18 protein-coding genes and 1 tRNA gene are annotated in these 19,996 nt (G+C 66.8%); 10 read left to right on the forward strand and 9 right to left on the reverse strand.

Annotation, left to right across the window (positions count from 1 at the left end):
• The first annotated feature begins 250 nt into the window (after positions 1-250).
• Positions 251-616, forward strand: coding sequence for an MmcQ/YjbR family DNA-binding protein (locus G7078_RS09215; protein ID WP_206367444.1), 366 nt, complete (start codon positions 251-253; stop codon positions 614-616).
• Between the two features lie 205 nt (positions 617-821).
• Complete coding sequence (locus G7078_RS09220; protein ID WP_166095322.1) at positions 822-1,799, forward strand: LLM class flavin-dependent oxidoreductase; 978 nt, start codon at positions 822-824, stop codon at positions 1,797-1,799.
• Here G7078_RS09220 and G7078_RS09225 read toward each other — a convergent pair.
• Together G7078_RS09225 and cmk are read right to left on the reverse strand one after the other, a co-directional pair.
• On the reverse strand, positions 1,796-2,794 hold the full coding sequence (locus tag G7078_RS09225; RefSeq protein WP_166095324.1) for a PHB depolymerase family esterase: 999 nt from the start codon (positions 2,792-2,794) through the stop codon (positions 1,796-1,798). The two genes, G7078_RS09220 and G7078_RS09225, sit on opposite strands and share 4 nt — an antisense overlap.
• Before the next feature lie 9 nt (positions 2,795-2,803).
• Positions 2,804-3,460, reverse strand: coding sequence for a (d)CMP kinase (gene cmk / locus G7078_RS09230; RefSeq protein ID WP_166096315.1), 657 nt, complete (start codon positions 3,458-3,460; stop codon positions 2,804-2,806).
• Between the two features lie 146 nt (positions 3,461-3,606).
• On the opposite strand from cmk, the gene G7078_RS09235 reads away from it, so the two are divergent.
• From G7078_RS09235 to G7078_RS09260, 6 genes are all read left to right on the forward strand, one after another.
• Complete coding sequence (locus G7078_RS09235) at positions 3,607-3,924, forward strand: TIGR02300 family protein (RefSeq protein ID WP_166096316.1); 318 nt, start codon at positions 3,607-3,609, stop codon at positions 3,922-3,924.
• A 148-nt stretch (positions 3,925-4,072) separates the two neighbouring features.
• The gene (locus tag G7078_RS09240; RefSeq protein WP_166095327.1) at positions 4,073-4,990 is read left to right on the forward strand and encodes an ABC transporter ATP-binding protein; all 918 of its coding nucleotides are present in this window, start codon (positions 4,073-4,075) and stop codon (positions 4,988-4,990) included.
• Positions 4,987-6,504, forward strand: coding sequence for an ABC transporter permease (locus tag G7078_RS09245; RefSeq protein WP_166095330.1), 1,518 nt, complete (start codon positions 4,987-4,989; stop codon positions 6,502-6,504). The genes G7078_RS09240 and G7078_RS09245 overlap by 4 nt, the downstream gene beginning before the upstream one ends.
• A gap of 73 nt (positions 6,505-6,577) precedes the next feature.
• Positions 6,578-6,653, forward strand: a tRNA-Ala gene (locus tag G7078_RS09250).
• A 113-nt stretch (positions 6,654-6,766) separates the two neighbouring features.
• Entirely contained in the window at positions 6,767-7,192 is a 426-nt protein-coding gene (locus tag G7078_RS09255; protein WP_166095332.1) for a DUF2231 domain-containing protein, read from the forward strand.
• The gene (locus G7078_RS09260) at positions 7,189-8,520 is read left to right on the forward strand and encodes a PQQ-dependent sugar dehydrogenase (protein WP_166095335.1); all 1,332 of its coding nucleotides are present in this window, start codon (positions 7,189-7,191) and stop codon (positions 8,518-8,520) included. Before G7078_RS09255 ends, G7078_RS09260 begins: the two co-directional genes overlap by 4 nt.
• On the opposite strand, the gene G7078_RS09265 is transcribed toward G7078_RS09260, so the two are convergent.
• The 6 genes from G7078_RS09265 to dapA form a co-directional block, all read right to left on the reverse strand.
• Positions 8,486-8,842, reverse strand: coding sequence for a response regulator (locus tag G7078_RS09265; protein ID WP_166095337.1), 357 nt, complete (start codon positions 8,840-8,842; stop codon positions 8,486-8,488). The genes G7078_RS09260 and G7078_RS09265 overlap by 35 nt on opposite strands.
• A 63-nt stretch (positions 8,843-8,905) precedes the next feature.
• On the reverse strand, positions 8,906-11,329 hold the full coding sequence (locus tag G7078_RS09270) for a hybrid sensor histidine kinase/response regulator (RefSeq protein WP_166095339.1): 2,424 nt from the start codon (positions 11,327-11,329) through the stop codon (positions 8,906-8,908).
• A 19-nt stretch (positions 11,330-11,348) separates the two neighbouring features.
• Complete coding sequence (locus tag G7078_RS09275) at positions 11,349-13,418, reverse strand: M13 family metallopeptidase (RefSeq protein WP_166095342.1); 2,070 nt, start codon at positions 13,416-13,418, stop codon at positions 11,349-11,351.
• Between the two features lie 109 nt (positions 13,419-13,527).
• Positions 13,528-14,010, reverse strand: coding sequence for an SsrA-binding protein SmpB (gene smpB / locus G7078_RS09280; protein WP_166095344.1), 483 nt, complete (start codon positions 14,008-14,010; stop codon positions 13,528-13,530).
• A 51-nt stretch (positions 14,011-14,061) separates the two neighbouring features.
• A complete protein-coding gene (locus G7078_RS09285; protein ID WP_166095346.1) occupies positions 14,062-14,694 on the reverse strand; it encodes a GNAT family N-acetyltransferase in 633 nt (210 codons plus the stop codon).
• Positions 14,695-14,699: 5 nt separating this feature from the next.
• Entirely contained in the window at positions 14,700-15,575 is an 876-nt protein-coding gene (gene dapA / locus G7078_RS09290) for a 4-hydroxy-tetrahydrodipicolinate synthase (protein WP_166095348.1), read from the reverse strand.
• Between the two features lie 89 nt (positions 15,576-15,664).
• On the opposite strand from dapA, the gene G7078_RS09295 reads away from it, so the two are divergent.
• Together G7078_RS09295 and greB are read left to right on the forward strand one after the other, a co-directional pair.
• Complete coding sequence (locus G7078_RS09295) at positions 15,665-17,611, forward strand: lytic transglycosylase domain-containing protein (RefSeq protein WP_166095351.1); 1,947 nt, start codon at positions 15,665-15,667, stop codon at positions 17,609-17,611.
• 9 nt (positions 17,612-17,620) lie between these two features.
• Entirely contained in the window at positions 17,621-18,106 is a 486-nt protein-coding gene (greB, locus tag G7078_RS09300; protein WP_166095352.1) for a transcription elongation factor GreB, read from the forward strand.
• Here the strand turns inward: greB and aspS are convergent.
• Positions 18,103-19,899, reverse strand: a complete 1,797-nt coding sequence (gene aspS / locus G7078_RS09305) for an aspartate--tRNA ligase (RefSeq protein ID WP_166095355.1) — start codon at positions 19,897-19,899, stop codon at positions 18,103-18,105. The genes greB and aspS overlap by 4 nt on opposite strands.
• Positions 19,900-19,996 lie beyond the last annotated feature (97 nt).

Genomic DNA, 19,996 nt, shown 5'->3' on the forward strand with positions numbered 1-19,996 from the left:
CCTTCACATGCGGACCTGGTTGCATGCACTGCCGCAGCGGCACCATGCCGAAGCGGCGTCCGGAAAAGTACGAAAGCCGCAACGCGAAAGGCGCGTCCGTGGACCGGCGGACTGCCGGAACCGAGACGCGCTCGCAAGTAAGCGGGCTTTCCGCGAGCGACCTTGGTACCCGCCGGACGGCGCCGCCTATACTGGTTGGGTGTTTATAGGGCAAGTTCTCGCGCCGGTACGGGAATGTTATGCAATGCTCATGAATGGTGATGAACTGTTGGCCGCGCTTCGCGCTTGGGGCCTGACGCTTCCCGGAGCGCACAAGAAATCGCCCTGGCCCGACCATGACGACCTGGCGGTCAAGGACAAGACCTTCGCCTATCTGCCCAAGCGAGGCGCGCCTTTCTCGCTGTCGTGCAAGCTGCCCTACACCGGCAGCGCAGCGCTCGAATTGCCGTTCGCGGAGCCGACTGGCTACGGCCTGGGCAAGAGCGGCTGGGTCAGCTTCAACCCCGGTCCGGACGCGCTCCCGACCTTGGACCAGCTCAAGGAATGGGTGGAGGAAAGCTACCGCGCGCAGGCCCCGCGCAGGCTCGTCAAGCAGCTCGACGAACGGGACGGCTAAAGCGCGCCGATAGGTTTTTTCCTATTGCGGCACAGGAACAAATAGGGAACAATGCGGCTGCTCGGAGTCGCACATGCTCGTTCTCGATCCTGCCCTGCTCATCGCCCTCGCCGCCCTTATCAGCAGCCTGTCGACCCTCGTCTGGGCCGTGCGCCGCAAGCCCTAGGGCGATTGAATTGGCCGCAGTGCCGCCCATTTGGGGTGAATGATCCCGCTTTCCGTCCTCGACCTCGCCCCGATCCCGGAAGGGAGCGATGCCGGCCGGTCGCTGCGCAACTCCGCCGACCTCGCCCGCAATGCCGAGCGGTTCGGCTACAAGCGCTTCTGGATGGCCGAGCATCATTCGATGCCGGGGATCGCCAGCGCCGCCACCTCGGTGGCGCTCGCCTATGTCGGCAGCCAGACCAGCAGCATCCGCATCGGCGCCGGCGGCATCATGCTGCCCAACCACGCGCCGTTGGTCATTGCCGAGGAGTTCGGCACGCTCGAAGCCCTCTTCCCCAATCGCGTCGACCTCGGCCTCGGCCGGGCGCCCGGCACCGACCAGGCCGCCGCCTATGCCCTCCGCCGCAACCTGGCGTCCGACGAGCATCAATTCCCCAACGACGTGCTGGAGCTCCAGGGATATTTCCGCGGCGGGAACGGCCGGGTCCGCGCCATCCCCGGCGAAGGCGCCGACATTCCCTTGTGGATCCTCGGCTCAAGCCTGTTCGGCGCGCAGCTCGCGGCGCAGCTCGGCCTGCCCTATGCCTTCGCGTCCCACTTCGCGCCGCAGATGATGATGGAGGCGATCAGTTACTATCGGGAGCGGTTCCAGCCGTCGGAGCAACTCGACAAGCCCTACGTCATGCTCGGCTTCAACGCCTTCGTCGCCGATACCGACGAGGAGGCGCAGTTGCTGGCGACTTCGGTGCAGCAGGCCTTTGTCGCCTTGCGTACCGGCCAGCTGATGCAGCTGCCGCCGCCCAGGGCCGGCTATGAAGAGACGCTGCCGCTGAACGCCCGCGCCATTCTACGCAGCGTCCTGTCCTGCTCGGCCATCGGTACCCCGGAAACGGCGCGGGAGCAGGTGCAGGCCTTCGTCGCGCGCACCGGCGCCGATGAACTGATGGTCACCGCGCAAATCTACGATCATCAAGCGCGGGTGCGCTCTTACGAGTTGTTGATGCAGGCGGTGCGTTAGCCGCGAAGCTGCAGCGATCGCGGCGCGGCCAGCCCGCCGTACCGCCGGTCGATCTTGCGCAACATTTCGCGGGCCGCATTCGGGCGCTTCTGCGCGAGCGCTTCCGCACTTTCCAGTTCGCCATCGATGCGCGCGTACAGGGCGTCGCGGCAGCGCCGAAGCTGCGCGCCCGGCTCACGGGGCCGGTCAAGGAAGGCGATCGCCTTGTCCAGCGACCGACCCGACATGACCTGATGCCCTTCGCCCCGCCGCCGCTCGACGAGGATCCGGCCGAGACAATGGCGGCGCAGGCTGGCGGCGGCCTGGTCCGCTGCATCCCGGTTGAAATCGTCGTCCCCGCCGCTGCTAAGGACGATCGCAGTGCGACTGAGGGCACGCTCGAACAGCGCCCGGCCTGGCAGCGAGACATGCTTCGACCCGATTGGGAAGGAACTGCCATCGGCAATGACGCCGGCGAAGATGTCCGGATAAGCGATCGCCATCTCCTCCGCGACGCGAGCGCCGCCGGAAAAGCCCCCGATCCACACGCGGTCCGGATCGACCGGGTAGCTGCGGACGACATGGGCCGCGCCGGTCAGCGCCAACGGGATGCGCCGTCCAAGCACCGACCGCTGATTCCCGCTCCGCGCCGCGGTGACGAAGATGACCCCGCGGTGCTGGAGCACTCCGGCCCATCCGGCCGGAAGCTCGGCTTCGTCCATGGGCGACACCCAGACTAGCAGGCCATAGCCTTTCGCCGGCTTGTTCGACTCGGGAAGGAAAAGCCCGAAGCGTTCGGCCCGGGGATCGATCGGGAATGCGTCGAGCGTAGCAGCGCGGTTCCTGCCGACCAGGTCCGCATAAGCGAACGGTGTCGACAGCCGCGCCAGCAGTTCCCCGTTCCTTGCCAGCGGCGTGTTTGCGGCGGTGGGGACGATGCGGAAACCGGCGCTGCCTTCGGCGGCCGCTGCGACAGCGCACAGAGCGGCCAGCGCACCGAAGGCTTTGAGCATCATTGGCCCAGGTTAAGTCTCGCGGTTGGCAGCGTCCACCTTGCCGGCCGCCCGAAGCCGGTCTTCCACCAACCGGATTGCGGCCGCGACCGCGGCTTCGCGGTCGAGGTCGCTGGTGTCGAGCAGGACTGCGTCCGGGGCCTGTTTCAGCGGCGCATTGTCGCGCCCGCTGTCGCGTTCGTCGCGCACCTTCAGGTCCAGCAGCACGTCCGCATAATGCGCCGGAAGGCCCCGCCCCATCAGTTCGCGGACCCTGCGCTGCGCCCGGACTTCCGGCGAGGCGGTGACGTACAGCTTGGCGTCGGCGTCGGGCGCGATGACAGTGCCGATGTCCCGGCCGTCGAGCACTGCTCCGCCATATTGCGCGGCAAACTCGCGCTGGCGGTCCAGCAAGGCGGCGCGCACCGACGGATAGGCCGAAATCGCCGACGCGATCTTGCCGACGGGCTCGCTTCGAAGCTCGGGATCGTCCGGGTTGACGCCAAGGTCTTCGCAGGCGCGCAGCGCCTCGAACTCGCTCGACGGATCGCCGCCCCAGCGCCACAGTTTGAGCGCCACCGCCCGGTAAAGCGCGCCGGTGTCCATGTGCGGCAGGCCGAAATGGTCGGCCAGCGCCCGGGCGATGGTGCCCTTGCCGCTCGCGGCCGGGCCGTCGACCGCGATCAGGATGCGCTGCTGCGCGCGCTCGTCATTTGCTGGCGTGCCGGTCAAGCGGCGCGCTTTGACAGCGCCATGGCCCTATGGCAAGGCGCCCGCCGCACGCTGCCGGCCTGCAAATTCCGGCGCGAAACATCCTGATTGGAGCAATGGACCAGATGGTCAAACCCGAATGGGGCTCGAAACGCACTTGTCCCAAATGTGCGACTCGCTTTTACGATCTCACCGCCGACGACCCGGTGCATTGCATCGAATGCGGCACCGAGTGGGTGCCCGAGCCGGTGCTCAAGTCGAAGCAGCCGCTTGCCTTTGAAGCCGCCGCGCCGGTTAAGGAAAAGGCCAAGGACGACGACCTTGAAGCCGAAGATCTGGCGATCGACGAAGACGAAGAGCCGAGCGCTGACGACGAAGTCGACCTCACGACCGACGACGACGACCTGGGCGTCGAAACCGGCGCCAAGGACGAAGACGTCTAGCCTCTTACCGGCGTCTGCGGGCCAGCGGTTCGCAGACGCTTTAAGCCCCGTTCGTCGGAGCGGGCTTGGCTCCGGCGATGCCTGGGCTATGGCGTCCCCACATCATTGGGGGTGCATGAATGTCGGTCGATTTTGACGGGGCGGCGCGATGAGCGCGCTTAGCGTTGATCAGGTAACCAAGCGCTTCGATCGCCTGACGGCGGTCGACGACCTCAGCTTCTCGGTTCCCGAAGGCCAGGTATTCGGCTTCCTCGGCGGCAATGGCGCCGGCAAGACCACCACCTTGCGGATGGTCCTGGACATCATTCGCCCGACGTCGGGCAAGATCAGCGTCCTCGGGCGCCCGCCGGGACGCGAGAACGCCCCCGCCATCGGCTTCCTGCCCGAAGAGCGCGGCCTTTACCGGCAGATGTCGGCGATCGACACCATCACCTATTTCGGCCGGCTCAAGGGCATGGCCACCGCCGATGCGCGCGCCGAAGGCCTGGCGCTGCTCGACCGCTTCGATCTTGGCGCCTTTGCTAAAAGCACCATCGACAAATTGTCCAAGGGCATGGCGCAAAAGGTCCAGCTGGCGACCGCCATCGTCAACCGGCCGCGCCTCTTGATCCTCGACGAGCCCTTCTCCGGCCTCGATCCCGTCAACCAGCGACTGCTTGAGGATGAGATTCGTCGCGCGGCCGACGGCGGCGCAACGGTCGTTTTCTCCACCCACGTGATGCAGCACGCCGAGCGGCTGTGCGACCGGCTGCTGTTGCTCGGCAAGGGCCGCAAGCGCTTCGAAGGGACGCTCGACGAAGCCCGCGCGCAATTGCCCGCGCGCCTCGCGGTCGTCGCTCGCAAGCCGCTGGATGGGATCGATGGGGTCCGCAGCTGCGAAGCGCGCGGCTGCGCCGTGGATGGCTGGCAGGAATATGAGGTCGAGCTGGAGCCGGGCGTCCGCTCCGGCGACATGCTCCAGCGCTTCAGCGAGGGCGGCGTCCCGCTGCGCCGGTTCGAGGAACGGCGGGTCAGCCTGCACGACGTTTTCCTGCACATTGTCGGCCCCGCGGAGGCGCGCTCATGAAGAACATCCTGATCATTGCCGCGCGTGAATTCCGGCAGATCGCCTCGATGCGCAGCTTCTGGCTGACGCTCCTGATCCTGCCGGTGGCGCTGGCGGCGGGGCCGCTCGCCTCGCGATTCCTTGAGGACAATGAGCCGGACCGGGTCATCATCGTCGACCGGACCGGCGGCGGCGAAGCGCGCTCGATCCAGCAGCGGTTCGCCGCCGACCAGGACCGCGCCACCCTGCAAAAGCTGTCCCGCTACGTGCGCCGCCACAAGCTGGAACAGGCCGATCCAGGCGCTGCATGGGCCGCGCACGACCGCTGGTACAGCGATGCCGACATCGCGCAGTTCCGAAGCTCCGGCGGGCTCGACGCCGCGCTGGCGAAAATCGAGCGCGTGAAGGCGCCGGACACCCCTGAATTCAAGGATCCCGACACCAGGTTCGAAGTCGTCGCCGCCCCCGTGGCGCTCGCCGCAACGCCCGACGAGCGCCTCGACGCGGCGGTGCAGGGCTACCTCAAGCCGGCCGGCAAGGACGCCAGGCCGATCGATTACGTGCTGATGATCCCGCGCGATTTCGGCGCCAGCCCGGTAGTGCGGCTGTGGGCACGAAGCGAAGCTCGGTCTGACTTCGTCACCGCCGTGCAGGATGTCCTCACCCGCGACCTGCGGGCCCGCTTCCTGCAGTCGCAGGGCGTCTCGGCGACCGCTGCCGAAGCTGCCGGGACCATCGCGCCGGCGCTGTCGATCTCGACTCCTCCGCCGGGCGGCGGCGCTCGCGAGGCGATGCTGGTCCGCTCCATCGTCCCGCTCGCCCTGTGCTACCTGCTGATGATGAGCCTGATGCTCTCGGGCAGCTGGATGCTCCAGGGCACGGTCGAGGAACGGTCGAACAAGCTGCTCGAAACGGTGCTCGCCTGCGCCAGCCCCGAACAATTGATGTACGGCAAGCTGCTCGGCACCATTGCCGTCGGCCTGTCGATGATCCTGTTCTGGGCGCTGTGCGCGATCGGCGCGGCCTACATGACGCATGGCGCGATCGCCGACATGATCCGCCCGGCGCTGGAGCCGCTGACCTCGCCCGGCACGATCCTGACGATGATCTACTTCTTCATCGTCGGCTACATCCTCCATTCGATCATCTTCCTGGCGATCGGGTCGATGAGCGAATCGATGCGTGAAGCGCAGGGTTATTTGATGCCGGTCCTGCTCGCCGTGCTGCTGCCGATCACCTTCCTGATGCAGGCCATCATTGCCGGCGGCGGCGGGATGATGATCAAGGTGCTGACCTGGGTCCCGTTCTGGAGCCCGTTTGCAGTGCTTGCCAGGCTCGGCACCGGCATTGCCGCATGGGAAGTGATCGGCAGCGGGCTCGTGCTCGCCGCCTTTACGGTGCTGATGATCGTCATGCTTGGCCGCCTGTTCCGGTCGAGCTTGCTGGCGCAAGGCCAGCGGCCGAACCTGAAGGAAGCGATCGCCCGGATGCGCCGGGGCGACGGGGAGGATCGCAAGCCCGCGCGCGCCAGCTAGCGGCAAGCGGAAATTTGGGGGTTTGCGCCGGGGCAACTTGTGCCTAAAGGCGCGGGAACGTCGTCCACGGATTGGGGCCTTAGCTCAGCTGGGAGAGCGCCTGCATGGCATGCAGGAGGTCAGCGGTTCGATCCCGCTAGGCTCCACCATTCCACTTCGCCCAACGCGACGTCGCCGCCCGGCCTTGCGCGCAGGTGAACATAATCCCGCAACCAATCGTTGGCTGGTGACCGGATAGTTTTCCGGCACAGGAGGTCGACCCGTGGCTCCGATCCATGCGCGCAACTTACATCCGATCCACCCTTTTCACGCTTTCCTGCTGGCGGGGTCGGCCCCCCTCTTAGTCGGCGCATTGCTGGCCGATTGGGCCTATTCCAGCAGTTTCGAGCTCCAGTGGAAGAACTTCGCGTCGTGGCTGCTGGTCGGGGGCTTGGTCCTGTCCGGCTTCGTCTTGCTCTGGGCGGTCGTCGACCTGCTGAGAACCGGGCTCCCGGGGCGTTCCGGCCTGCTCTATCCGGGCCTGCTGCTGGCAACCTGGGTGATCGGCCTCATCGACGCGCTGGAGCATGCCAAGGACGCATGGGCGAGCATGCCGGCCGCGCTGATCCTGTCGCTGGTCGTCGCCATCCTTGCGGCACTGTCGGCCTGGCTTGGCCTGCGAACCTTCAACCGGGAGGTATGGCCATGACGAAACGGGCATTCCTCGCGGCCGCGATCGCCGCCCTCCTCGCCGGTTGCGGCAGCGATCCCGCGCCTTCGCAATCCGGTCCTAACCCGCAGCTTCCGGAGCCGGAACGCGGGCTGTTGCCGTCGATGAAGATCGCCAACCCGACCGGATGGGGAGACCGCTTGCCAGTCGTCCCGGCAGGCTACCGGATTTCCGCCATCGCCAGCGACCTTGGCATCCCGCGGCAGATGCTGGTCCTGCCCAACGGCGACATCTTGGTTGCCGAGGGCCGCGGCGGCGGTGCGCCCAAGCTGGTGCCCAAGGACGTCATTGCCACCTTCATCAAGGCCAAGGGAACGACGCAGGTCAAAAGCGGCAATCGGCTGACCTTGCTGCGCGATGCCGATGGCGACGGCCGCTACGAAGGCCGCACCGTCTTCGCCGACGGGCTCAACGCCCCCTACGGCCTCGCGCTGATCGGCAACCGCCTGTACGTCGCCAACCAGGATTCGCTGGTCAGCTTCGACTATGCGGTCGGCCAGACCAAGGCGAGCGGACCGCCGGCCAAGGTCACCGACCTGCCCTCGCGGATCAACCACCACTGGACGAAGTCGCTGGCCGCCAGCCCTGACGGCCGCTTCCTCTATGTCGGCATCGGTTCGAACAGCAACATCACCGAACGCGGCCTGGATGTGGAGCAGGATCGGGCGATGATCTGGCAGGTCGACGCCGCCACCGGCGCCCACCGGCCCTTCGCAACCGGGATCCGCAATCCCACCGCCCTCACTTTCCAGCCGGGGACCGGCCAGTTGTGGGCCGCGGTGAACGAGCGGGACGAGATCGGGCCGAACCTGGTCCCCGACTATGTCACCTCGGTGAAAGAAGGGGCCTTCTACGGCTGGCCCTATGCCTATTGGGGCCCGAACGAAGACTTGCGGGTGCGGCCGCGCAAGCCGGAGATGGTCGCGAAGGCGATCCGGCCGGACTATGCGCTCGGCTCCCACGTCGCCGCGCTCGGCCTATCGTTCTCGAACCCCGCAGTGGGCGGGGCCTTCGCCGAGGGCCTGTTCGTCGGGGAGCATGGCAGTTGGAACCGCAAGACCCCGGTCGGTTACAAGGTCGTCTTCATCCCCTTCCGGGGCGGCCGCCCGTCCGGCGCGCCGATCGATTTCGCCACCGGCTTCATGGTCGACGGCAAGACTTTCGGCCGGCCGGTGGGCGTGACGGTCGACCCGCGCGGCGCGCTGCTGATCGCCGACGACCTGTCCAACACGATCTGGCGCGTGGTGCCGGAACGAACCGCCCGGCCCGCTGCTACGCCGGAAGCGCGGCTTCCAGCGCCGGCGTGACCCGGTCGACGGTGTAAGGCTTCTCGATCACCGGCACGTTGAGGAATTCCGCCGGTGGCGGTTCGACGTGGCCGCCGGTCGCGATCACGAACGGGATGCCCTTTTCACGCAGCTTGTGCGCGACCGGCCACGCCGTCTGGCCGTTAAGGTTGACGTCGAGGATGGCGAGCTCGAACCCGCCCTGTTCGATCTGGCTGAGGGCGTCGGCAACATTCTCGCACGATGCGTGGACGTTGTGTCCCAGCGACTCCAGGAAGTCCTCCAGCATCATCGCAATGAGCGGCTCGTCTTCGACGATCAGAATGCTACGCGACACGGACATCCTGCGTTCGAATAAACACGCGCGTGGAGCGAGCAAGTTTTATTTGCCAAAGACTTGGCGCGCCTATTCCGCCGCCGTCTCGGCCGCGTCCTGCAACGGCTTGGGCTCAAGCGCCTTGCGCGCCGCCTCCGCCAGCTCCTGGACCGAGAAAGGCTTGGGCAGGAAGGCGACGTTGTCGAGGTCGATCGACCGGCGCAGCTGCTCCTCGGCATAGCCGGACATGAACAGGATCGGCAGCTCCGGCCGGTCCTTGCGCGCTTCGCGGACCATGGTCGGCCCATCCATCATCGGCATCACCACGTCGCTGATCAAAAGGACGATGTCGTCGCCGCTGTGGCTCAGCACTTCCAGCGCTTCTTCGCCGTTGTTGGCGGTCATCACCGTATAGCCGTGGCGGGTGAGCGCCCGCTCGGCGACGGTGCGCACCATCGGCTCGTCCTCGACCAGCAGCACGGTGCCGCTGCCCCACAGTTCGTTGGGCTTCGGCTTGGCCACCGGCGCGGCCTTCGAAGCGTCGGCTTCGACCTGATGGACTGGCAAGTAAATGACGAAGCGGGTCCCTTCCCCAACCTTGGAATCGGCGAAGATGAACCCGCCCGATTGCTTGACGATGCCATAGACGGTGGACAGGCCAAGGCCGGTCCCCTTGCCGATTTCCTTGGTGGTGAAGAACGGTTCGAACACCTTGCCCAGCACCTTGGGCTCGATGCCGCAGCCGGTGTCGGTGACCGACAGCGCGCTATAGTCGGCGATCGGCAGGATGTCGGAGCCAAGCTCGGCCACCTGGTCGGACCGCACCGCATAGGTCTGGATGGTTAGCGTTCCGCCGCCATTCTCCACCATCGCGTCGCGGGCATTGACCGCCAGGTTGATGATGACCTGTTCAAGCTGCCCCGGGTCGGCCCGGATGGACCCAAGGTTGCGGCCGTGCTTGACGACCAGCTTGACCGTCTCGCCAAGCAACCGCTTCAACAGGTGCGAAACCTCCGCCACGACATCGGTCAGCTGCAGCACCTGCGGCCGCAGGGTCTGCTGGCGGGAGAAAGCGAGCAGCTGCCGAGTCAGGCCCGCCGCGCGGTTGGAATTGAGCTTGATCTGCTGGATGTCGTCATAGTCGCTGTCGCCCGGCGTATGGCGCATCAGCATCAGGTCGCAGTGGCCGATGATCGCGGTCAGGATGTTGTTGAAATCGTGGGCGACGCCGCCGGCAAGTTGGCCGACCGCTTGCATCTTGGTCGCCTGCGCGACCTGCCGCTTCAGCTTGGCTTCCTCGCTATTGTCTTTGAGCAGGAGAAGCACCGCCGCGTCGCCAAGCCCGCGCAGGCCGGCAATGGTCAGCGCGACCGGTTCCTTCGGGCTGCGCGCGAGCCGGATCGCAAGGTCGCCCGACATGGCCGGGCCGCGGGCGTTGCGCCGGACGGCGTCGGCCACCGCCGCTTTATCCTCCTTGACCACCATGTCGCCGGGATAGACAGGCCGCGCCCCGCTCTTCAGGCCGGCGGCGGCGCGGAAGGCGTCGTTCATCGTCAGGAAGCGCCCGTCCCGGTCGACCAGGGCAAGGCCGATCGGCAGGATGTCGAGCATCGACTGCAAGTGCGATGAGCTCGACAGCGGCAGCGAATCCGGGCTGTCGAACAGATAGAAAATGCCGTGGCCGTCGGGCGCGGGCGGATCGAGCGGGATGTGGACGGCCCGCAGCGGCCGCGCCGCTTCCCCTTCCGCGAGCAGCCGGATGTGGCCGTCGTCGTCCATGCTGACGAGGTTGCCGAACAGCGTTCCTGCTCCCGGATCGGCGCCGTCGAGCGCGCGCGTCACGAACGGGCGGTTGGCGGAGACGATCGCGCCTTCACCATCGGTCAGGGCGGCCAGGATCCCGGCGCGGCCGAGCTTCTCGCCAGTCGCGCCGCTAACCCGGCTTGCCGCTAGCGCGACCGGATCGTCGCTCTGGCGCCGCGGAAAGCGCCACAGCAAAAGGTCGCCGCGAGCGCCGATGCGCTCGACTTCGACCGCGACCGGCCCGGCGCTGGTCGCGATCCCCGCCGAACAGCCGGCGCCGTCGCGCCACGCCATCGACACCGCGACTCCAAGCGCCTGACGGGATTCGTCATCCACGGCCAGGCGCGACGGCGGCGGTCCGCCTTCGAACTTTTCGCGATAGGCGTCGTTGGCAAGCAGCAGGCTGCCCTGCGCGTCGCAGATGGCAATCGGGTCCTTGGCGAGCGCCAGGGTCGAGCCGACGACCGAAAAGTCCGGGACCGCCACCACCTGCCGCAAGTCGACTGCCGGAGTCCTGACCCCCGCCGCAGCGGCGGCAATCAAGCCAGCGATGGCCGCGGCGCTGACCAACGCGGCGGCAACCGGATAGCCGCCGAGCCAGAGCAGCGAGGCGATGCTGATCGCCGCCGCCGCGGCAATCGCCGGAAGCAGCCACGGCTCGGCCCGGCTTAGCGGCCGGTTACCGGTCCGTGGCAGCTCCGGTTGCAGCATCCCGTCCTCAGCGCCCCCTTTACCAGATGCGGACGCGGTCGGCCGGCGGCAGGTACAATTTCTGCCCCGGCTGTACAGTGAAGGCCGGGTACCAGGGGTCCATGTTGCGCACGATGTCGGTCCGCTGCGGCGACGGCGAGTGCGGATCGGTCAGCAGCCGCTGCAGCAGGTTGGCTTCGCGATAGTTGCGCCGCCACACCTGCGCCCAGCCCAGGTAGAACCTCTGGTCGCCGGTGGTGCCGTCGATGACCGGCGGCGCCTTCCCGCCGAGCGAGGCGATATAGGCGTCGTGGGCGACGGTAAGGCCGGCAAGGTCGGCGACGTTTTCGCCCATCGTCAGCTTGCCCTGCACATGCTTGCCCGGAAGCGGCTCGTACGCGTCATATTGCGCACCGAGCTTGTCGAGGCGGGCGCTGAACGCCTTGGTGTCACCCGGGGTCCACCAGTCGACCAGCCGGCCGGTCAGGTCGTACTTTGCGCCCTGGTCGTCGAAGTGGTGGCTAAGCTCGTGCCCGATGACCGCGCCGATGCCGCCGTAATTGACGGCCGGGTCGGCATGAGGATCGAAGAAGGGCGGCTGCAGGATCGACGCCGGGAAGACGATCTCGACCATGCCGAAGTTGGCATAGGCGTTCACCGTCATCGGGGTCATGCCCCATTCCCAGCGATAGATGGGCTTGCCCAGCTTGTTGACCTGGTATTCGTGGCCGAACTGGGCCGAGCGCATCGCGTTGCCGAGCGCGTCTGTGCGGTCGACGACCAACCCGCTCATGTCGCGCCAGCGGTCCGGATAGCCGATCTTGGGCGTGAAGGCCGCCAGCTTGGCGTGGGCCTTGACCTTGGTTTCCGGCGCCATCCACTCAAGCTGGTCGATCCGGCGGTCCATCGCCGCGATGACGTTCTTGACCAGCTGGTCGGCAGCCGCCTTGGTTTCCGGCGGGAAAAAGCGTTCGGCGTAAATCTTGCTGACGTCGTCACCAAGCGCCGAAACGGTGAAATCGACGCCGCGCTTCCACCGCTCTTCCTGCTGCGGCGTGCCACCCAGCGCCTGGCCGTAGAAGCTGAAGGTTTCCTTGTCGAAGGCCTGCGGCAGGTAGGCCGAATAGCCGTCGAGGGAGCGCACCATCAGCTGGTCCTTGAGCACCGCCAGGGGCGTGCTTCGGATCAGTGCCGCTTCCTTGGCGATTGCGCTCGGCTGGGCGACGATGACGCTATCGACGTCGACCCCGATGCCCTTGAACATAGCCGCAAAGTCGAAGCCTGGCGCACGGCGCTTCAACTGGGCCAGGGTCATCTTGTTATAGACCTTGTCCGCATCGCGGCTTTCCGCCTGGGTCCAGTGCCCGCGCGCGATTGCCGTTTCCAGCGCCAGGATCGCCTTCGCCCGAGCGGCAGCGTTCGGCTGGCCGGCGAGGTTCAGGACGTTGGTCAGGTGCTGCAGGTATTTGGCGCGCGTGTCGGCCAGCTTGGGATCGTTCGACAGATAATAATCGCGGTCGGGCATCCCCAGGCCGCTCTGGCTCATGAACAAAGCGTATTCTTCAGGGGACTTGTCGTCCTGGCCGACGCCGGCTCCGAACGGGCCGGAGATCGAAAGCCGGTTCGCCTGCGCGTAAAGGCCGGGAAGCTGGTCCTTGCTGCTGACTGCGGCGATCTGGCTCAGCCACGGCTGGAACGGCGCCAGGCCCTTCGCCTCGATCGAGCCGGTGTCCATGAAGGCAGCGTAAACCGCGCCGATACGGCTGTTGGGGTCCTTCGCCTGCTCTTCGATGATGGCCCGGGTCCGCTGCCGCGACAGGTCGTCGAGGACGGTGAACATGCCGTAATTGGATTTGTCGGCCGGAATCGGCGTGGTCTTCGCCCACGTGCCGTTGGCGAAATTGTAGAAGCTGTCGCCGGGGCGAACGCTGGTGTCCATGCCCGCGGTGTCGAAGCCGAAGGTGCCGTAGGTCGGCTTGGGCGCAGCGACGACGGGGGCTTCCGGCACGCCGGCTTCCTCGACCGGGGGCGCCGGCAGGACGATTGGCGCAGTGGCGGCGCAGCCGGCCAGGATGGTGCTTGCGGCGAATACGCTGAACAGTCGGATCATCAGAAGCTTTCCCTCGAAGGTGCGGAGCGGTGCGGCCACCAGCGGCCAAAGTTTACGGCGCGAAGGAGTAATACGCGCGAGGCCAACGCACAATCGTCTGGGCGTGCGCTCAACCGCGGTCGCGCAGCAACCGCTGCTTTTCGCGATTCCAGTCGCGTTCCTTGATCGTGTCGCGCTTGTCGTGGTCCTTCTTGCCCCGCGCCAGCGCCAGCTCGACCTTCGCTCGGCCGCGGCTGTTGAAGTAAACCGACAGCGGGACCAGCGTCAGCCCCTTGCGCGTGACCGCGCCGTTAAGCTTGTCGATCTCGCGCGACTTGAGCAGCAGCTTGCGTGCCCGGCGCGGCTGGTGGTTGAGCCGGTTGCCGTGGCTGTATTCGGGAATGTGGCTGTTGATCAGCCAGACCTCGTCGCCTTCGACCGCGGCGTAGCTTTCGGCGATCGATCCTTCGCCGAAGCGCAGCGACTTCACTTCCGTGCCGGTCAGCGCGATTCCGGTCTCGATCTTGTCCTCGACATAATAATCGTACCGCGCGCGCCGGTTCTCGGCGACGATCTTGGCTTTGTCGAACGGTGGTGGAAGCGGCTTGGCCATGGCGCCGCGCATAGAGAGCGGCGGGGGAAAGGAAAAGCGCTGCGGCCGGTCTCAGCGCCCGAGCGAGCAGGTGGTGTAGTCTGAAACCACTCCCCAGCCTTGGCGCGCATATACGGGGCGTCCTGCGGCCGTGGCCACCAAAGCCCCTTCGGTTGCGCCCCGCCTTACAGCTTCGGCCTGCAACCGGTCCACGAGCGCTGCGGCAAGGCCCCGGCCGCGATGCGCGTCATCCACCACCAGCCGGTCGATCACTGCAAGGCCGCCTTCGATCAGCAGGCCGGCGCGGCCAACCTCCACGCCGTCCGGGTCGTTGGCCATGGCTTTCCACCCCCAGTCTTCGTCGGCGAGCTCGATCCGATTTCCCGCGGGCGCACACGCTGCCTCCGCCCGGCGCAACTGCGCTGTCATGAAGAAACGCGGCGTGCCGAGGCGCCAAGCGGAGGGGATCAGCGCGCGGACCTCCGCCGCGCTGGCGCAAACCTTCACCTGGACGTTCGGATCGGCAATCGTCCGCGTCAGCGCGACGAGGCCGGGGCCGACCGAGCCGAAGACCCAGCGCTCGCTCTGTCCTGCCTCACCGACCCATGTCCGAAGCGCGTCGCCGTCCCAAACGGGCGGCTCCACATTGCGAGAACGCGACCACAAGCGGCACCATGTTTCGAGCAGGTGCGGCTCAACCGCCATTCCTGCTAGATCAGCCCGGCATGTTCGAGCGCGGCGTCCACCGCCCGCTTGGCGGCGTCGCTCGGCTCGGTCAGCGGCAACCGGAGGTCAGTTGGAAAATCCGTCCGCACCCGGCTGAGGGCATATTTGGCCGGCCCTGGCGAAGCGTCGGCGAACATCGCGGCATGGAGGGGGTAGAGCCTGTCCTGAAGCTCCAGCGCGCGGTCCCAGTCGCGCTCGGCGGTCGCTTTCTGGAAGTCGGCACAGAGGCGCGGCGCGACGTTGGCGGTGACCGAAATACAGCCGACCCCGCCCATTGCGTTGAAGCCCAGCGCCATGTCGTCGTTGCCGCTGAGCTGGCAGAAATCGGTGCCGCAGGCGAGCCGTTGCGCGGTGACCCGGGCAAGGTTGCCGGTGGCGTCCTTGATGCCGACGATCTTCTCATGGGCGGCGACCTTGGCCAGCGCCTCCACCGAGATATCGGCGACCGTCCGGCTGGGCACGTTATAGACGACGATCGGCAGCGGCGAGGCGTCGGCGATGGCCAGGAAATGCGCTTCCAGCCCGGCCTGGCTCGGTTTGTTGTAATAAGGCACGACGACCAGCGCGGCATCCGCACCGGCACCGGCGGCGGCGCGCGTCATCTCGATCGCGTGGGCGGTCGAATAGCTGCCGCAACCGGCGATCACCGGCACTCGCCCACCGGCCGCCTCGACCACGGCGGCGATGACCTCGCGATGCTCCTGGGCGGTCAGCGTCGCCACTTCGCCGGTGGTCCCGCACGGGACCAGGCCGCTCGAGCCCTCGCTCACTTGCCACTCGACGAATTCGCGGATCGTCCCGTTATCGACTCGTCCTGCCGCAAACGGCGTCACCAGGGCCGGTATCGAGCCGAAAAACATATATCGTTCCTTCACTTGGGGCGCTTCGGAGGACTTCGGGCCGCTCCTATTCAGCGAGTGATAAGGACGCGTAGTTCACTATGTCCAGCATGACACCAATCGCACGCTTGTTCCCGATCCTCCTGCTGTTCGCCACTTCGGCCTCGGCGCAGGCTGCTCAAACCTATGCGCCGGTCGCAGCATCGGTCGACGTCGGCCGTTCCTTCGCGGATTGGCGGCAGCTCCGGCAAAGCAGCGGCTACCAGTTCGCCGACTACGCCCGCTTCCTCATCTACAACCCCGGCTGGCCGGGCGAAGCAGCGATGCGCCGCAATGCCGAAAAGGCGATGCGCCCGGGTGAGAATAACGCCACTGTCCTCGCCTTTTTTCAGGCCGAAAAGCCGACCACCGGCACCGGCTGGGCGCGCTATGCCGATGCGCTCAGCGCCGCCGGCCGTGGCGCGGAAGCGATTGTCGCGGTCAAGGAAGCCTGGGCGTCTTCCGACCTTGGCGCCACCGACGCTGCTGCCATGCTGGCTCGCTTCGGCGGCTATCTGACTCCGCAGGAGCATAACCGCCGCGTCGACGCCCTGCTGTTCGACAAGAAGCCGGCCGACGCAGCGCCGTTGCTCGCCTGGACCACGCCCGACCGCCAGGCGGCGTTTTCCGCGCGGGTGGCGATGCAATCGCGCGCCGCCGATGCCGAATACCGCTTCCGCGCCGCCGCCCATCGCATCGGCAGCGATTCCGGCCTGCTGATGGACCGCCTGCGCTACCTTCGCGATGGCGGCAATGAGCAGATGGCGCGCTCGCTCGCCGCCCAGCCGCACAATTTCACCGACCGGCCGGCCGACGTCGAACGCTGGTACGAAATGCTGCTCTTGCTCGCCAACGGCGCTGCGGAAAGCCGCCAGTTCACCACCGCTTACAATATCGCGCGCCAGCTTGACGATGCGCTTCCGCTCGGCACGGACATGACCAGGCAGCCGCTCGGCGTTCGCGACGATTACACCAGCCTTGCCTGGCTCGCCGGCAGGATGGCGCTCGACCGGGTCAACAGCCCGACCAACGCGGTCGCCATGTTCGACCGCTACGCGCGTGGCGGCAAGTCGCTGCAAGTGCTGACCAAGGGGCATTATTGGGCGGCCCGCGCCGCGCTTGCGGCGGGCCAGCCTGCCGCGGCCAACGCCTACCTGCAAAGCGCCGGCGGCTACCCCGACCTGTTTTACGGCCAGCTCGCGCTCGAGCGGCTCGGCCGGGCAATCCCGCAGCCGAGCGCGCTTCCGACCGTCGCCGCGACCGACATCGCCCGCCGCACCTTGCCGTCGAGCCGGCTGCTCGCGGCCGCCCGTTATGCGATGCGCAACGGAAGCTCGGTCGAGCAGACGATGTTCATTCGCGCCTTTGCGGAGGGCCTCGACAGCTTCAGCGAGCGCGCCGTGGCAACGGAGCTGTCGCGCCAGCTTGGCCGGCCGGACATGGCGGTGTGGGTCGCCCGTTCGGCGCGCAACAACGGCGCCACCTTCTATTACCAGGACGCCTATCCGCGGCTTGGCACCGGCACCATCTATTCACCCTGGTCGCTCGCCCACGGGATCACCCGCCAGGAAAGCTCGTTCGAGCCCTATGCGGTCAGCCACGCCGGCGCGCGCGGGCTGATGCAGCTGATGCCCGGCACCGCTCGGGAGCAGGCGGGCAAGATGGGCATGGGCTACGACCCCAATCGGCTGATGAGCGACAAGGCCTATAACGTCATGCTCGGATCGGCTTACTTCCAGCGGATGCTGAACACCTGGAACGGCAGCGTCCCGCTGGCGGTGGCAAGCTACAACGCCGGCGCCGGCAACGTGCGCAAGTGGATCAACCGCTACGGCGACCCGCGCACCAACCAGGTCGACATCGTTTCCTGGATCGAGGCGATCCCGTTCAGCGAGACCAAGGGCTACGTCCAGCGCGTGGTCGAAAACAGCGTCGTCTACGACCAGCTCAACCCGCGGCCGCAGCAACGCACCGCGCTCCACGTTTCGCGCTATCTTGGGAAGTCGCACCCGGGCTAAGCGGCGCGGATGGCCGATCGTCCCCGCTTCATCACGCCCGAGGGCTTTGCGCGCATCCGGTCGGAATATGAGCAATTGTTCGGGATCGACCGGCCCAAGCTGGTCGAGACGATCTCCTGGGCGGCGGCCAACGGCGACCGGTCGGAAAATGGCGATTACATCTACGGCCGCAAGAAGCTGCGCGAGATCGACCGGCGCCTGGGTTATCTCGCGAAGGTGATGAAAGCCGCGAAGGTCGTCGATCCAGCATCGCAGGACACCGACCAGGTCCGCTTCGGCGCGACCGTCGAGCTTGCCGATGAAGACGACAATCGCCGCACGCTGTCCATTGTCGGCGACGATGAGGCCGACGCTTCGTCAGGCCGGATCGGTTGGAGCGCGCCGATCGCCCGCGCGCTGGTCGGCGCGAAAGTCGGCGACGAGAGGATCGTGCGCCTCCCCGCCGGCGAGAAAAGCTACGAGGTGATGGCGATCAGCTACCCGCCGGCGAACTAGGCTTGCGGTTTCGCGGGCGCGCCTTCGCCGACGATCTTGATCCCAAGCTCTTTCAGCTGCTTGGGAGTCACCGGGGCCGGGGCGTTCATCATCAAATCCTCGGCCTTCTGGTTCATCGGGAACAGCACGACCTCGCGGATGTTCGGCTCGCCGGCCAGCAGCATGACGATGCGGTCAATGCCGGGCGCCGATCCGCCGTGCGGCGGCGCGCCGAACTTGAAGGCACCGATCATGCCGGGGAAGTTCGTGTCCACTTCCTCGGCGGTGTAGCCGGCGATTTCGAACGCCTTGTACATGATGTCCGGCCGATGGTTGCGGATCGCGCCGGAGCTCAGCTCCACGCCGTTGCAGACGATGTCATACTGCCAGGCAAGGATGTCGAGCGGGTCCTTGCTCTCCAGCGCTTCAAGCCCCCCCTGCGGCATCGAGAAGGGGTTGTGCGAAAAGTCGACCTTCTTCGCCTCTTCGTCATATTCGTACATCGGGAAATCGACGATCCAGCAGAAGCGGAAGGCGTCTTTTTCAATCAGGTCGAGCTGCTCGGCGACCCGGGTTCGAGCCGCGCCGGCGAGCTTCGCGGCTTCGGCTTCCTTGCCCGCGGCGAAGAAGATGCCGTCATCGGGGCCAAGCCCCATCGCTTCGGCAAGCTTGTCCATGCCCTCGGTGCCGTGGTTCTTGGCAATGGGACCGCCCCACTCGCCGCCTTTGCGGGTCGCGTAGCCGAGGCCGGCAAAGCCTTCGCCGCGCGCCCACTCGTTCATCTCGTCGAAGAACTTGCGGCTCTTGTCGGCGGTGTTCGGGGCCGGAACCGCGCGGACTGCGGCACCCTTTTCGACCAGCCCGGCGAACAGGCCGAAGCCCGAACCGCGGAAATGCTCGCCGACGTCGCTGATCAGCAGCGGGTTGCGCAGGTCCGGCTTGTCGCTGCCGTACTTCAGCAGGGCTTCCTTGTAGGGAATGCGCACGAATTCGCCGGCCGGAGTGACCGCCTTGCCGTCCGCAAACTCCTCGAACACCCCGGCCAGGACCGGCTCGATCGCGTTGAAAACGTCGTCCTGCGTGACGAAGCTCATTTCGAAGTCGAGCTGATAGAATTCGCCCGGGCTTCGGTCGGCGCGCGCGTCCTCGTCGCGGAAGCAGGGCGCGATCTGGAAATAGCGGTCGAAGCCCGCGACCATGATCAATTGCTTGAACATCTGCGGCGCCTGCGGGAGCGCGTAGAACTTGCCCGGGTGCACTCGGCTGGGCACCAGGTAATCGCGCGCGCCCTCGGGGCTGCTGGCGGTCAGGATCGGGGTCTGGAACTCGGTGAACCCCTGCTCGACCATCCGCCGCCGGATCGATGCGATGACGTTGGACCGCAGCATGATGTTGGCGTGCAGCCGCTCGCGCCGAAGGTCGAGGTAACGGTATTTGAGGCGGATATCTTCGGGATACTCCGCCTCGCCCGCCACCGGCATCGGCAGCTCGGCGGCGTTCGATTGCACTTCAACCGAGTGGACGATGACCTCGATATCGCCTGTCGCAAGCTTCGGGTTGACCGCCCCGCCCTCGCGCCCGACGACTTCGCCGTCGATCGTGACCACCGATTCGACCCGCAGGGAATCGAGCAGCTTGAGCGCATCCGAGCCGGCGCGCGCGACAAGCTGGGTCAGCCCATAATGGTCGCGCAGGTCGATAAAGAGCACCCCGCCGTGATCGCGCTTGCGGTGGATCCAGCCCGACAGCCGCACCGTCTCGCCGACGTCGGAGGCGCGCAGTTGTGCGCAAGTATGGGTGCGGTAGGCGTGCATGGTCGCGGGTTGCTTCCGAGTGTCTGGAGGAGCGGGAAAATCGCGCCAGCGCTTCGCCATTCGCCTCACGCTTTGTCAAGCCGCGAGGGCGACGCTA

The organism is Sphingomonas sinipercae, assembly GCF_011302055.1.
GTDB classification, from domain to species: domain Bacteria; phylum Pseudomonadota; class Alphaproteobacteria; order Sphingomonadales; family Sphingomonadaceae; genus Sphingomicrobium; species Sphingomicrobium sinipercae.